Below are 13,370 nucleotides of genomic sequence, written 5' to 3'. Positions count from 1 at the left end.
GACGCTGCGGGTGCTGGTGGACCAGCAGGAGTGCGACGCGCCGTCGAGCGACGGGTTGTACATGTAGCGCAGCGGGGTGCCGTCGCCGTTGATGTCGATCTCTTCGCCGACCTGGTAGTCGCCGGGGTCGGCGGGGCTGTTGGCGTAGAACTCGACCATGTTGCCGAAGATGTCGCTGGTGGCCTCGTTGAGGCCGCCGGACTCACCGGAGTAGGTGAGGCCGCCGGGCACGACGTTCTCGGTGACGCCGTGGCTCATCTCGTGGGCGGCCACGTCGATGGAGACCAACGGGTTGGCGTTGCCGGAGCCGTCGCCGTAGGTCATCCGGGAGCCGTCCCAGAAGGCGTTGACGTAGTTGTTGCCGTAGTGGACCCGGCTGGGCACGCCCCGGCCGTCACCGAAGATGCCGTTGCGGGCGTGGGTGTTCTTGAAGTAGTCGAACGTCTTCGCGGCACCGTAGTGCGCGTCGACGGCGGCGGACTGCCGGTTCGACGGGGCACCGGTGCCCCACGTGTTGTCGGCGTCGGTGAACGTGGTGCACGTGGAGGTGCCGTTGTTCATGTCGCAGGTGGAACCGTTGCCGCGCAGCGGGTCGATCAGCTGGTACGTGCTGCCCGACAGCGTCGTGTCCACCGTGACCGCACCCGAGTACACACTGTTGCCCGTGCCGGCGACGGCCTCGATCTCGTCGTACGAACCGACGACCTTGCCCGTGGTGGCGTCGGTGATGACGTGGAACCGCGACGGGGTCTGCCCGTCCGGGTGCCAGCCGGTGACCACCGTCTCCCACGCCAACCGGCCCTTGCCGGAACTCGCGTCCACGAACAGCTCCGGGGCACCCACACCGGTGAGCGTCCCGGAGAACTCGGCCCGGGCGGCCTTCTTCGCCGCCGCCGCCGACACCTTCGCAGCAGTGCCCAGGGTCAGCGGCGCGTCCAGACCGACCGACGAACCGGCGTAACCACCACTCGGCGTCGTGTGGATGACGAAGTCACCGCCGTACACCCGCAGACCCTGGTAGGTCCGGGTGTAACGGGTGTGCGCCGCGCCGTTCGCGTCCACCTTGGTGCTGTGCACCCGGTAGGACTCGGCGCTGGTGCCCTGGACGGCACCGGGGTTGGCCTGCAGGACGCTCGCCGCCGCGGCGGCGGGTCCGCCCGGGGCGGGGGCGGCGGCGGGTGCCGCGAGCGTCGGGGTGCCGACGCCGGTCAGCAGACCGCCGGCTAGCAGGGCCGCACCGACGGCGGCAAGGGGTTTCTTCACGTGCCCTCCTGGACAGGAATGCGTGACGGGGGTAGTCACGCATGTAGATACAACGATGCGCCGGCCAAAAAGAGAAGGGGTGATCGGATTTCTGTCGAGGACAATGGCCGTTCGGTGGAATCGACGCTGGTGGGAACCAGGTCGCCGCGCCGAGCGTCCGACGAACATGAGATCAGCTTCGATGGCCGGCGCCCGGATCGCGCTGGCGGCGACGCTCCTGGCCGGCTGCCTGACGCTCCTGGCCGGCTGCGCCGCGGCCGGGCCGGATGACCGGGCGACCCCGCCCGGCCCCCGCCACCCGTCGGTCACGCCGACGGCTGCCCCGCCGCCCCCCGAGGCGACGAGCGCCTCGCGCTCCCCCGGGCCGGCCACGACGACCCGGGTCGTGCTGACCCGCTCGGGCGGGATCGCCGGGGTCGGTAACACCGTGACGGTGGAGCACGACGGCCGGTGGACGGTCGTCGGCCGGGCCGGCGCCCAACGCGCCGGCCGGCTCTCCGACGCGGATCTCGACCGGCTGCGCCGGCTCGTCGCCGACCCCGGGCTCACCGTCGAGGCCGGCCGCCCGTCGGCCCCCACCGCCTGCCGCGACGCCTTCAGCTACCGGCTGAGCGTCGGGGCCGTGGAGACCGGCTACGTGGACTGCCCGGCCGACGGTGCCGCGCCGGCCGCGACCCGTGCGCTGGTGGAACTCCTGCTCGGAGCCACGGGCTGAGGACCGGCACCCGCCCCTCGGCCGGAGTCAGAACCGGTAGTCCGCCGGCAGGCCGGTGGCGCGCAACTCCGGCGGCAGATGGGCGACGTCGTTGACCGCGAGCAGGGTCGGCGGCCCGCCCGAGCGGTAACGGATCACCGTCAGGCCGCAGTTGTGCGCGCCGAACCCCAGCCAGCGCCGCTCCGGCGCGTCCAGCGCGTGCCGCACGAACCAGGCGATCAGGAACGTGTGCGTGACGACCAGATCCCGCCGGTCGCCGTCGTCCGGAGGGGTGGCGAACTTCCGCACGGCCGCCGCCGCCAGCCGCGGCCCGTCGGCCCGCTCGGCCGGCGAGAAGCCCGCCAGCAGCCGGGCGTACGCGGGCGGCAGCCCGACCGGATCGGTGTCGTGCGGCAGGTGGTCGCCGGCCTCCTCGGCGGCGTACACGCCGATCCCGGGCAGGCCGCCGCGACCAGCCCGGCGGTCTCGGCGGCACGCCGCAGCGGGCCGTGGTGGACCGCGTCGAAGGGCACACCGCGCAGCCGCTCGCCGAGCAGTGTCGCCTGCCGGCGGCCCCGGCCGGACAGGCCGCTCTCCGGCGGGTCGACGTGCGGCGGGGTCCCCGCCGGCCGGTCCTGCTCGCCGTGCCGGGCCAGGTAGAGCAGGCGGGTCCCCACGTCGTCCCCCCTCGCACGCGATCGGGAGGCGGGCCGCCGACGGCACGCCTCCCGATCATGACAGTCCGCCGCCAGGTCAGCTCCTCGGAAACATCTGGCCGATACGGATCTTGTTGCCGAACGGATCGCGGATGCCGAAGTCGATCCCGTACGGGCGCTCCATCGGCTCGTCGGTGATCTCGACGCCCTTGGCGACCAGGTCCTCGTACGTCTTGTGCGCGTCGTCGGTGGTCATGAAGAGGAACCCGCCCAGCGCCCCCTTGGTGAGCAGCTCGCGGACCTGCTCGGCGGTCGCCGGGTCCAGCGCCGGCGGGCCGGGCCGCTCCAGCAGGATCTCGCGCTCCGGGTCGCCGGGCAGGTTGACCGTCAGCCAGCGCATGAAGCCGAGGTCCTGGTCGGTGTGGACCTCCATGCCGAGCTTGCCGACGTAGAAGTCGAGGGCCTCGTCCTGGTCGAGCACATAGATCTGGGAGCGGCTGATCGCGTTCATCGTCATGCCGGGAACGCTACGGGGCCACCTTGACCTGCTGCTTATCCAAAACTGACATCCGCTACCCGAAGCTGCTGGGGCGGGTCCACGCCTTGGTGAAGCACACCGGCACGGCGGCGGACGGCGCCTTGCGCCTGCGGTACTCCGACGGCGGCTCCCCGACGATCTGCCGGAACGTGCGGCTGAACGTGCCCAGGCTGGAGAAGCCGACCGCGTAGCAGACGTCGGTGACGTCCCGGTCGGTGTGCAGCAGCAGGTACATGGCCCGCTCCACCCGCCGCCGCTGGAGGTAGCGGTGCGGCGTCTCGCCGAAGGTGGCCCGGAAGGTGCGGATGAAGTGCGCCTCGGAGACGTACGCGATCCGCGCCAGGGCGGGAATGTCCAGCGGCTGGTCGTACGCGCGGTCCATCGCGTCCCGGGCGCGCAGCATGGCCCGGTTGGACTCCTCCGTCGCCCTGCTCACGCCGCTGAGCATAGGCACCCGCGCACCGCCCTTTCGCCCCCGCCGGCCAAGATCGCACAACTTCCTGGAAGTAGTGGCCTCTGAGCGATGGGAAGCCACTACTTCCAGGATCGAGCGCGATTCTGCCGATCGGGCATGAGCGCGCGATCTTGGCGAACGGGCACGAGCCCGGAAATCGTTGGACGCCGTCGCCATCCACGACGATCGTTGGTGCGATGAGACAGGAGGACATCTGGGACGTCGACGCGGCCCGGCGCTACGACTCGCCGGGCACCGGTATGTTCGCGCCCGAGGTGCTGGGGCCGACCGTGGACCGCCTCGCCGAGCTGGCGGGCGACGGGCCCGCACTGGAATTCGCCATCGGGACCGGCCGGGTGGCCGTCCCGCTCGCCGAACGAGGTACGCCCGTCACGGGCATCGAGCTGTCCCGCCCGATGATCGACCAACTGAGGACCAAGGTCGACGAGGCGACGATCCCGGTGGTCGTCGGCGACATGGCGACGGCGGCCGCCCCGGGCAGCTACACCCTCGTCTACCTCGTCTACAACACGATCGCCAACCTGCTCACCCAGGCCGAGCAGGTCGCGTGCTTCCGCAACGCCGCCCGCCACCTCACCCCCGGCGGACGGTTCGTGATCGAGCTCTGGGTGCCCTGGCTGCGCAAGCTGCCACCGGGCCAGCAGGCCGTCGTCGGTCACGTCGAGCCCGGCTACATCGGCCTGGACACCTACGACGTCCTGCACCAGCAGGTCGTCTCGCACCACTTCGAGTTCGACGCGGGCGGGCAGGCCCGGCTGTTCCGCACCCCGCACCGCTACATCTGGCCGGCCGAACTCGACCTCATGGCCCAGCTCGCCGGCTTCGAGTTGGAGTCCAGGCACGCGGACTGGACGGGCACCGACTTCACCGCCGACTCGCCTTCCCACGTCTCCGTCTACCGCGTCCCGCCGCACACCACCGGAGGCCCGCCGCCAAGGCGCCAACCTCGCACGTGAAAGTCTTTTTTGTTTTCCGAGCCTTAACAGGTCTGACGTCTATCAATGGCCCAAGGATCACTGCCCACCACTTCCACAAATCCATGCGGGCCTTGCCTCGCACACTCCAGCACCCATATCGTGAGGCGCGGGCGCACTTGGCAAACTGCCGGGGTTTTGCCCCACCGCAGCCCGCGCAATCCGATGAAAGGGTGGATAAGATGCCGACCGAAAGCCTTCGGGTACCACCAAGAAACCGCAGGATGCGGATCGCCGCGCTGCCGCTCGCATTGGCCCTTGCCGGCGCCGCGGCGGCAACCGGCGCCGGTCCCGCGCACGCTGCCAGCCACATCCCGTGGGACGGAGCGCTGTGCCAGGCGATGGAGAACATCCAGTTCTACAACCTCCAATATGAGCCGAGCTACACCGTGCAGCGGGGCGAACTGATTCGCGTGGACGACTTCATGGGATATAACGAGGTCTGGGCCCAGGGGCACGGCGAGGGCCACACCAGCAGATACTTCTACTGGCGGCACTCCAACGGGGAATTCCGGCTCGAGCACTGCCGATAGGCCGCAATTCTGATGCAATGAAAGGCCACTCGTTTTATCGAGGCGTGGCCGCCGGATTTCGACAAGTCCGGTGCGCGAGACCAGCCCAACCAGGGCGCTTCAGCTTGTTGACGCCGCACTTCACGACGTGCGGCTGCCGCTCGACGACGGGGTCGAAGGTCGGTCGCCGACCGGCCTTCGACCCTCCTGCCGCGGCTGGCGGCCTGGTTGGTCTTGATCGGGATCGTGGCCGTGACACCAGGCTGACGCATCCGTCGGGCACGAGGAGCCCTCGGGGCGGGTCGCGGTCGCTGCCGGAGGCGCCCCTGAACCCGCCTGCCGGCAGACGGGGCGCATCGAGCACGGCCGGGCGTACCCGGCCGGGCGCGAAATGCCCGGATTGAAATGGAGCCCCCGGCCGGGATCGAACCGGCGACATCTCGCTTACAAGGCGAGTGCTCTGGCCAGCTGAGCTACAGGGGCGTGTGGTGCCGACGTCAGCATAGCGACTGACGTCCGGATTTCGACCTCGGCAGGCCCCCCGACCACCGGAAACGTCGCCATCCGGTCAACAGACTCCTTCGGCGGGGTTCGATTGATGTCCCCCCGTGCCCGAGTGACCGGAATGTCTATGCCATCCGTCCCATCCCGTGCGCCCCACCTTGGCAGGTGGCGAAATCCCGTTTACCGTGCAGTGACGCGGACGACATCTCGATCATCGAGAAGTCGCCCGTGGGCCGGCACACCTGTCGCCGGCCGCTCCTTCCACTCGGATCGTCCGGCACGTTCCTGCCGGTGAAAGGAAGCACCCCACCATGGCTACGGTCACCTACGCCAAGGCGTCCCGGATCTACCCGGGCACCGAGCGTCCCGCCGTCAACCAGCTCGACCTGGAGATCGGCGACGGCGAGTTCCTCGTCCTGGTCGGCCCCTCCGGTTGCGGCAAGTCCACCAGCCTGCGCATGCTCGCCGGCCTGGAGGACGTCGACCAGGGCTCGATCCACATCGACGACCGGGACGTCACCCACCTGCCGCCGAAGGCCCGCGACATCGCGATGGTCTTCCAGAACTACGCCCTCTACCCGCACATGACGGTGTACGAGAACATGGCGTTCGCGCTCAAGCTGCGCAAGACCTCCAAGGCCGAGATCGACCGGCGGGTCAAGGAAGCGGCGGCGCTGCTCCAGCTGGAGGAATACCTGAGCCGCAAGCCGAAGGCCCTCTCCGGCGGCCAGCGCCAGCGGGTGGCCATGGGCCGGGCGATCGTCCGCGAGCCGCAGGTCTTCCTCATGGACGAGCCGCTGTCGAACCTCGACGCGAAGCTGCGTGTGCAGACCCGTACCCAGATCGCCTCGTTGCAGGCGAAGCTGGGCGTCACCACCGTCTACGTCACCCACGACCAGGTCGAGGCCATGACCATGGGCCACCGGGTGGCGGTCATGCTCGACGGCGTGCTCCAGCAGGTGGACACCCCGCGGGCGCTCTACGACACCCCGGCCAACGTCTTCGTCGCCGGCTTCATGGGCTCCCCCGCCATGAACATCAAGACCGTGCCGCTGGGCGAGCGGGGCGCGACCTTCGCCGACCTGCAGATCCCGCTCACCCGTGAGCAGGTCGAGGCGGCTCGCTCCGACGGCGGCGACGGCAAGGTGACCGTCGGCTTCCGCCCCGAGGACTGCGACCTGGTCAGCCCGACCGAGGGCGGCATGCCCGTCGTCGTCGAGCTGGTCGAGGACCTCGGCTCGGACGCCAACATCTACGGCCACGCCGCGCTGGAGGGCAACAACGAGCGCTTCGTGGTCCGCACCGACCGGCGCAACATGCCGAACATGGGCGACACCGTGTTCGTCAAGCCGCGCGAGGGCCGCAGCCACGTGTTCAACGCGAGCACCGGCAACCGCATCTGACGTACGACGAGAAAGGGGCGGCCCGCCATCGGCGGACCGCCCCTTTCCGTGTCTGCGGATCAGCCCTCGGCGGCCCGGCGGCGGGCCACCTCGGCGAGCGTGACGGCGGCGGCCACGCTGGCGTTGAGCGACTCGACGTCGGAGACCATCGGGATGCTGACCGTGAGGTCGCACGTCTCGCCGACCAGCCGGGAGAGCCCTCGCCCCTCGGAGCCCACGACCACGACCAGCGGGCCGACGGCGGCCTCCAGGTCGTAGAGGTCGGTTTCACCGTCGGCGTCCAGGCCCACCACCAGGAAGCCGGCGTCCTGGCAGGCCTTCAGCGAGCGGGTCAGGTTGGTCACCTGGGCGACCGGCACCCGCGCCGCCGCGCCGGCGCTGGTCCGCCAGGCGGTAGCGGTGATCCCGGCGGCCCGCCGCTCCGGTACGAAGACGCCCTGCGCGCCGAAGGCGGCGGCGGACCGGATCACGGCGCCGAGGTTGCGCGGGTCGGTCACCCCGTCCAGCGCCACCAGCAGCGGGGCGGCCTGCTCCAGCGCCGCCGCGACGAGGTCCTCGAAGGGCTCGTACGCGAACGGCGGCACCTGGAGACCGACGCCCTGGTGCAGCACGCCGCCGGTCATCCGGTCCAGCTCGGCCCGGCTGACCTCCAGGATCGCGATGCCCCGGTCGGCGGCCGTGCGGACGATCTCGTTGACCCGGTCGTCGATCTCGATGCCCTGGGCGACGTAGAGCGCGGTCGCCGGCACCTGGGCGCGCAGCGACTCCAGCACCGGGTTGCGCCCGACCAGCAGCTCCGGGGTGTCCTTCGAGGGGTTGGACTTGCGGCCCGGGGCCACCCGGGGACCGCCGCGACCGGCGGCGGGGCGACCGCCCCGGCCGCCCGTACCGCGCCCGCCGCCCGTGCCACGCGCAGCCGTCGGCGTGCCCCGGCCGCCGCCCCGGCCCCACGTGGTGTCCTTGCTGCCCGGCTGGCCGATCTTGGGGGCGCGCCCCTCCTCGGCCGCCGCCCGGCGCTCCTTCTCCTGCTTCCAGGCGGTGCGCTGGGGCAGCTTCTCGGTGCCCGAGTAGGCCTTGTGCCAGGGCCGCTCGTCGGCCGGCAGGGTCTTGCCGCGCCCGGCGAGGGAGTCCTTGTTCTTGCCGCCGGAGCCCTTGGGGGCTCCCGCCTTCGACGTCAGTCGCCGGCCACGGCGCTGCGAGTTGCCGGCCATCAGTCCTGCTCTCCAATAGTCCAACGGGGGCCCTGGGGGGTGTCCTCGACCACCACGCCGGCCTGCTTGAGCTGGTCACGCACGGCGTCGGCGGCGGCCCAGTCCTTGCGACCGCGGGCCTGGGCGCGCTGTTCCAGGGCCAGCGCGACCAGCGAGTCCACCACGCCGCGCAGGTCGTCCGCGCGGCCGCCACCGGTCCACGCCGGGTCAAGGGGGTCGACCCCGAGGATATCCAGCATGGCGCGGGCCGCGGCGAGCGCCGTGCGGACGGTCACATCGTCGCCGCCGGTGAGCGCGGTGTTGCCGTCGCGGACCACCTCGTGCAGGACGGCGAACGCGGCGGAGGTGTTCAGGTCGTCGTCCATCGCCGCCGCGAACGCGCCCGGCAGCTCGCCGAGCTGGCCGGCGCCGACGCGCTCGACGGCCCGCTGCACGAACCCCTCGATCCGGCGGTACGCGACGGCCGCCTCGCGCAGCGCGTCCTCCGAGTAGTCGATCCGGGAGCGGTAGTGCGCGGCGGCGTAGTAGTAGCGCAGCTCCACCGGGCGCACCCCGAGCGAGTCGACGTACGACAGGTCGAGGGCGTTGCCGAGCGACTTGCCCATCTTGGCGCCGCCGATGCTGAGCAGGCCGTGGTGCACCCAGTAGCGGGCGAACGGCAGCCCGGCGGCCTGCGACTGGGCGATCTCGTTCTCGTGGTGCGGGAAGGTGAGGTCCAGCCCGCCGCCGTGGATGTCGAACTCGGCGCCGAGGTAGCGCCAGCACATCGCCGAGCACTCGATGTGCCAGCCCGGGCGGCCCCGCCCCCACGGCGACGGCCAGTAGGCGTCGGCCGGCTCGTCGGGCTTGGCGCCCTTCCAGAGCGCGAAGTCGCGCGGGTCCCGCTTGCCGCGGTCGGGAGCGTCCCCGGCCGACTGCATCGCGTCCGGCGACTGCCCCGACAGGGAGCCGTACGCAGGCCACGAGCAGACGTCGAAGTAGACGTCGCCCGAGCCGTCGGTGGCCGGGTAGGCATGCCCGTCGGCGATCAGCTTGGCGATCAGCTCGTGCATCTCGGGGACGTGCCCGGTGGCCCGCGGCTCGTAGGTGGGCGGCAGCACGTTGAGCGCCCGGTAGGACTCGGCGAGGACCAGCTCGTTGGCGTACGCGATCGACCAGAACGGCCGACCCCGTTCCACCGCCTTCACGAGGATCTTGTCGTCGATGTCGGTCACGTTGCGGATGAAGGTGACCTCGTAGCCGGCGGCGAGCAGCCAGCGGCGCAGCACGTCGTAGTTGACGCCGGAGCGAAGGTGACCGATGTGCGGTGGAGCCTGGAGGGTGAGACCACACAGGTAGACCCCCACCTTGCCGGCTTCCCGCGGGACGAAGTCCCGCACCGATCGGGTGGCGGTGTCATACAGGCGTAGCGTCACCGTACAAGGGTAGCCGTCCACGCTTTCGGGGGTCGCCCGGAGCCGGGTCGTACGCTGCTGGTCGTGGATACGACGGCGCGGGGTGGGGAGACGGCGCAGACGCTGGACCGGGGGCTGCGACTGTTGCACCTGGTCGCCGACGCGCCGGGCGGGCTGACCGTCACCGAGGCGGCGACCCGGTTGGGCGTCGGCCGGGCCGTGGTCTACCGGCTGGTCGGCGCGCTCGCCGCACACGGCATGCTGCGCCGGGACGGCGACGGCCGGCTGCGCCTGGGTGCCGGGGTGCTACACCTGGCCCGGCGGGCCCAGCCGCTGCTCGCCGAGGGGGCACTGCCCGCACTGCGCCGGCTGGCCGAGCAGGCCGGCGCGACCGCGCACCTGACCGTGGTCGAGGGCGGCGAGGGGGTCGCGCTCGCCGTGGTCGAGCCGAGCTGGACGTCGTTCCACGTCGCGTACCGGACGGGGGCGCGGCACCCGCTGGAGCGCGGCGCGGCCGGGCGGGCCATCCTCGCCGGGCGCGCGGGCGCTGCCGGCCCCGTGAGCACCGCCGGGGAACTTCAGTCCGGGGCGTACGGCGTGGCCGCCCCGGTGCTCGGGGTGCCGGGTCTGGAGGCGAGCGTCGGGGTGGTGGCGCTGGCACCGTTGGACGCCGAGTTGGTCGGCGCGCAGGTCCTGGCCGCCGCCACGGCCGTCGCCACCGCCCTCTCCTGAGCCGCCAACCTCTCCTGAGCCACCGCACGCTCCTGACCGGCGCCGTCTCCTACCACATCCGCCGGTCGCGGGGGCGGTTGTCCACAGTAGGTGTCCCGGGCGGCGGCACCGGTTGTCCACAGGGATGTCGGGACCGCCCGACCGGCGGGCACGCTGCTCCCATGCCATCTCCACCGCACCGGCCCAATCTCCTCGCCTGGCAGGTCTTCCGCGGCTCCGACGCGATCCGGCAGGGCCTGGTCACCGAGCACCAGCTGCGCAGCTCGGCCTGGCAGCGGCTGCGCCACGACGTCTACGCCGATGCCCGGCTGGCCCGCGATCACGCCCTGGCCTGTCGGGCCGCCGCCCTGCGCCTGCCACCCGAGGCGGTCGTCGCCGGCCCCTCGGCGGCCTACCTGCACGGCGTCGGGCACGCCGCCTCCTTCACCGACGACGTGCACGTCATCGTCCCCAGGGCGATGCGGCTCGGCCAGCAGCGTGGCCTGCGCGTCCACTCCACGGGTCCGGCCATGTCGCCGCGGGCGCCCGCCCGGGCCGATCGCGCGAGCGGTGGCCTGTGCGTGGCGACCCGTCCACCCGCGACAGGCCTGAGCGTGGCCGATCTCCGGACCGCCGGCCTGCCGGCCAGCACGGATCCGGCCACGGCGGCGTGGGAGACGGCGGTCTGGTTGGAGCCGCTGCGGGCGGTCGGCATCGTGGACACGATGCTCAGGCAGGGGCTGACCAGCCGCGACGCGCTCGCCGACATCGCCGGCCGAAACGCCGATCGGCCCGGTGGCCGCCGGGCCCGCTGGGTGTTCGGGTTGGCGGATCCGGGTGCCCGCTCCCCGGGCGAGTCCGAGCTGCGGGTGCGGCTGGTGCTGGCCGGGCTGCCCCGCCCGGCGGCCCGGCATCCGATCCGCGTCGCTGCCGGCCTGGTCCTGCACGCCGACCTGGCGTGGCCGGCCTTCCGGGTCGCCGTCGCGCACGACGGGCAGCAGGCCGAGGCCGGCGGCGGGGATCTCGACCGGATCGCCCGCCTGGTCGGTGCCGGCTGGCTCGTGCTGCCCGTGACCGGCCGTCGGCTGCGCCACGACTTTCCGGGTGTCCTGCGCGAGGCCCGCGCCGCGCTCGCCGGCCGTGGCTGGCGACCGTGACCGGGTCGCGCCGGTCCCGGTCCGCCAGGCCGTCCGGCCGTTGCCGGATACGCGAAGGGCCCGGCCGAGAGTGTCGGCCGGGCCCCTGCTGTCCGCCGTTACGGGCGGGCGTTGGCCTTGACCGGAGTCTTCACCGCCGCGTACGCGTCGACGATGCCGTATCCGTAGAAGCCGTTGAAGTTCAGGCCACCCGCGCAGTACGCGTCGTACGAGGCGTCACGGCCCTCGTTGGCGTACGACTGGAGGCGCGGCTCCGGGCAGGCGCGCTCGGCGGCCGTCCGGTAGAGGTGCTGCTCCACCAGCTTCGGCGCCATGCCGAAGCCGCCCTGGCGGTCCTTCTTGCCGTGCTTGCTGACGATCAGCGCGGCGACGCCGGAGGCGTGCGGGGCCGCCATCGAGGTGCCCTGCAGGTAGGTGTAGTAGCCGCACTCACCGTTGGCCTTGCACGCCTTGAAGACCGTCTGCTCGAACCCGGCGACGATGTTGCCGTCCGCGTCGACCGACCCCTCCTCCTGGAGCACCTTCTTCGGGTACGTCGAGAGGATCATGTTGGCGTCGGTGCGGTGGGTGGGCGTGCCGAAACCGTCGCGGAACCAGCCGCCCGGCGCGGCGACGGCGGTCTGCTCGGTGCCGTAGTTCGAGAAGTCCGACTTCTTGCCGGACGGCCCGACCGCCGACACGCTGATCACGTTCGGGCCCTCGGTGGGCAGGTCCCAGCAGCTGTCGTTGTCGATCTCACGCGGGTAGGGCGCGGTGTCGCCGTAGTTCGGGCTCGACACGTCGGTACGCGGGTCGCCCAGGTCCTCGTGGTTGTTGCCCAGCGCGCCGACCAGGGTGACGCCCCGGCTGTGGGCGAAGTTCAGCGCCCGCTTCATGGCCTCGATGGTCGCCCGCTGCTCGGCCTGGTGCTCCGGGGAGTCGGCCGGGTTGGCGGTGCAGTTGTAGAGCCACGGGTCGACGTAGAAGGACATGTTCACCACGTCCAGGCCGACCCTGCCGGCGTGCAGCAGGCTGTTGACCACCGGCTCCAGGAAGAAGTAGCCGGCGTCCTGGCCGCCCTTGAGCTCGACCAGGGAGATGTTCGGGGCGACGCCGGACAGGCCGAAGCCGTTGGCGGCGGCGCCGATGGTGCCGGCCACGTGGGTGCCGTGCCCGCCGTCGTCGGTGCCGACCGGGTCGAGGCAGCTCGCCACCTCGCACTCGCCGTCGATCTCCGCGATGTCGGGGGCGAAGTTGCGGGACAGCGCCCAGTTGAAGTTCGGCGCGATGTCCGGGTTGCTGGCGTCGACGCCGGTGTCCAGGACGCCGACGGTGACCCGGCGGTCGCCCGGCTCGACCTTGCGGGCCTGGTCCGCCCGGATCATCTCCAGGCCCCAGAGCTTGTCGTCCAGCGGGTCCAGCTTCTTGCCGCGCTGGGCGCCCGCGCCCTTGGCCGCGGCGGCAGCCAGCAGGTGTTCCTGCTCGACCCGGTCCAGCTTGGGCTTACGCCCGATCACCTTCTGCTCGGTCGCGCCGATCAGCGCCGAGGCGGCGTTCGCCTTCGTGGCGAAGTCCGCCCGGTCGCTGGTCACCCGGAACATGCCGACCTCGTCGGACCGGGAGACCACCGTGCCGCCGGCCGACCGGATCGCGGCGATGGCCGCGTCCGCGGAGACGCCGGCCTCGGCGACGACGGTGAAGGTACGGGCACTGCTCGGCTCGGCACTGGCCGGCACGCTCAGGCCCGTCACCGCGAGTGCCAGCACGGTCGCGGTCGCGACAGCACCGGCGGTGAAGCGCTTGCTCACCACATCGGATCCTCTCGTTGTGGGACGTGGCAGCCATCAGACAGCACCGGAGCGCTTTCCGCCAGAGCAGCGTCGGCAATGACGCGAATCT

The 13,370-nt window shown here is 72.0% G+C and carries 13 protein-coding genes, 1 tRNA gene and 1 pseudogene; 6 read left to right on the top strand and 9 right to left on the bottom strand.

Features of this window, described 5'->3' with window-relative positions:
* Positions 1-1,263, bottom strand: a 1,263-nt coding sequence (locus ABZ809_RS30345; protein ID WP_357566048.1) for a M4 family metallopeptidase, incomplete at its 3' end; no start/stop codon positions are given.
* Positions 1,264-1,429: 166 nt separating this feature from the next.
* Here ABZ809_RS30345 and ABZ809_RS30340 point away from each other — a divergent pair.
* Positions 1,430-1,978, top strand: a complete 549-nt coding sequence (locus ABZ809_RS30340; RefSeq protein ID WP_357566046.1) for a hypothetical protein — start codon at positions 1,430-1,432, stop codon at positions 1,976-1,978.
* A gap of 27 nt (positions 1,979-2,005) precedes the next feature.
* Here the strand turns inward: ABZ809_RS30340 and ABZ809_RS30335 are convergent, their stop codons facing one another.
* From ABZ809_RS30335 to ABZ809_RS30320, 4 genes and pseudogenes are all read right to left on the bottom strand, one after another.
* Complete coding sequence (locus ABZ809_RS30335) at positions 2,006-2,404, bottom strand: histidine phosphatase family protein (RefSeq protein ID WP_357566045.1); 399 nt, start codon at positions 2,402-2,404, stop codon at positions 2,006-2,008.
* A 71-nt stretch (positions 2,405-2,475) separates the two neighbouring features.
* Positions 2,476-2,634, bottom strand: a pseudogene (locus tag ABZ809_RS30330) (histidine phosphatase family protein); the annotation flags it as partial.
* A 76-nt stretch (positions 2,635-2,710) separates the two neighbouring features.
* Positions 2,711-3,130: a VOC family protein gene (locus ABZ809_RS30325; protein ID WP_357566043.1), complete on the bottom strand. Its 420-nt coding sequence runs from the start codon at positions 3,128-3,130 to the stop codon at positions 2,711-2,713.
* A 55-nt stretch (positions 3,131-3,185) separates the two neighbouring features.
* The gene (locus ABZ809_RS30320) at positions 3,186-3,587 is read right to left on the bottom strand and encodes an AraC family transcriptional regulator (protein ID WP_357566041.1); all 402 of its coding nucleotides are present in this window, start codon (positions 3,585-3,587) and stop codon (positions 3,186-3,188) included.
* Between the two features lie 215 nt (positions 3,588-3,802).
* Here ABZ809_RS30320 and ABZ809_RS30315 point away from each other — a divergent pair, with 215 nt between their 5' ends.
* The gene (locus ABZ809_RS30315) at positions 3,803-4,582 is read left to right on the top strand and encodes a class I SAM-dependent methyltransferase (RefSeq protein WP_357566040.1); all 780 of its coding nucleotides are present in this window, start codon (positions 3,803-3,805) and stop codon (positions 4,580-4,582) included.
* Between the two features lie 242 nt (positions 4,583-4,824).
* On the top strand, positions 4,825-5,133 hold the full coding sequence (locus tag ABZ809_RS30310) for a hypothetical protein (protein WP_357566038.1): 309 nt from the start codon (positions 4,825-4,827) through the stop codon (positions 5,131-5,133).
* Between the two features lie 385 nt (positions 5,134-5,518).
* On the opposite strand, the gene ABZ809_RS30305 is transcribed toward ABZ809_RS30310, so the two are convergent.
* Positions 5,519-5,595, bottom strand: a tRNA-Thr gene (locus tag ABZ809_RS30305).
* Positions 5,596-5,927: 332 nt separating this feature from the next.
* On the opposite strand from ABZ809_RS30305, the gene ugpC reads away from it, so the two are divergent.
* Entirely contained in the window at positions 5,928-7,019 is a 1,092-nt protein-coding gene (gene ugpC / locus ABZ809_RS30300; protein ID WP_357566037.1) for a sn-glycerol-3-phosphate ABC transporter ATP-binding protein UgpC, read from the top strand.
* A 59-nt stretch (positions 7,020-7,078) separates the two neighbouring features.
* On the opposite strand, the gene rlmB is transcribed toward ugpC, so the two are convergent.
* Positions 7,079-8,230, bottom strand: a complete 1,152-nt coding sequence (rlmB, locus tag ABZ809_RS30295) for a 23S rRNA (guanosine(2251)-2'-O)-methyltransferase RlmB (protein ID WP_357566036.1) — start codon at positions 8,228-8,230, stop codon at positions 7,079-7,081.
* The gene (cysS, locus tag ABZ809_RS30290) at positions 8,230-9,645 is read right to left on the bottom strand and encodes a cysteine--tRNA ligase (protein WP_357566035.1); all 1,416 of its coding nucleotides are present in this window, start codon (positions 9,643-9,645) and stop codon (positions 8,230-8,232) included. The genes rlmB and cysS overlap by 1 nt, the downstream gene beginning before the upstream one ends.
* Before the next feature lie 63 nt (positions 9,646-9,708).
* Between cysS and ABZ809_RS30285 the strand changes: the two genes are divergently transcribed.
* Both ABZ809_RS30285 and ABZ809_RS30280 read left to right on the top strand, forming a co-directional pair.
* Positions 9,709-10,356: a helix-turn-helix domain-containing protein gene (locus tag ABZ809_RS30285; RefSeq protein WP_357566034.1), complete on the top strand. Its 648-nt coding sequence runs from the start codon at positions 9,709-9,711 to the stop codon at positions 10,354-10,356.
* Between the two features lie 161 nt (positions 10,357-10,517).
* The gene (locus tag ABZ809_RS30280; RefSeq protein ID WP_357566033.1) at positions 10,518-11,492 is read left to right on the top strand and encodes a hypothetical protein; all 975 of its coding nucleotides are present in this window, start codon (positions 10,518-10,520) and stop codon (positions 11,490-11,492) included.
* A gap of 98 nt (positions 11,493-11,590) precedes the next feature.
* Here ABZ809_RS30280 and ABZ809_RS30275 read toward each other — a convergent pair whose 3' ends face one another.
* Positions 11,591-13,279: a S8 family serine peptidase gene (locus ABZ809_RS30275; RefSeq protein WP_357566031.1), complete on the bottom strand. Its 1,689-nt coding sequence runs from the start codon at positions 13,277-13,279 to the stop codon at positions 11,591-11,593.
* Positions 13,280-13,370: the final 91 nt, after the last annotated feature.

The sequence above is a fragment of the Micromonospora sp. NPDC047074 genome (genome assembly GCF_040643815.1).
Classification (GTDB): domain Bacteria; phylum Actinomycetota; class Actinomycetes; order Mycobacteriales; family Micromonosporaceae; genus Micromonospora.
Note: the sequence above shows the minus strand (reverse complement) of the source record. Positions and strands in the feature narration are given on the sequence as shown.

Bases quoted from the DNA above. Each gene is read 5' to 3' on its own strand.
- ugpC (WP_357566037.1), top strand. From the start codon at position 5,928: ATGGCTACGGTCACCTACGCCAAGGCGTCCCGGATCTACCCGGGCACC.
- rlmB (WP_357566036.1), bottom strand. From the start codon at position 8,230: ATGGCCGGCAACTCGCAGCGCCGTGGCCGGCGACTGACGTCGAAGGCG.
- ABZ809_RS30280 (WP_357566033.1), top strand. From the start codon at position 10,518: ATGCCATCTCCACCGCACCGGCCCAATCTCCTCGCCTGGCAGGTCTTC.
- ABZ809_RS30325 (WP_357566043.1), bottom strand. From the start codon at position 3,130: ATGACGATGAACGCGATCAGCCGCTCCCAGATCTATGTGCTCGACCAG.
- ABZ809_RS30310 (WP_357566038.1), top strand. From the start codon at position 4,825: ATGCGGATCGCCGCGCTGCCGCTCGCATTGGCCCTTGCCGGCGCCGCG.
- ABZ809_RS30315 (WP_357566040.1), top strand. From the start codon at position 3,803: ATGAGACAGGAGGACATCTGGGACGTCGACGCGGCCCGGCGCTACGAC.
- ABZ809_RS30340 (WP_357566046.1), top strand. From the start codon at position 1,430: ATGAGATCAGCTTCGATGGCCGGCGCCCGGATCGCGCTGGCGGCGACG.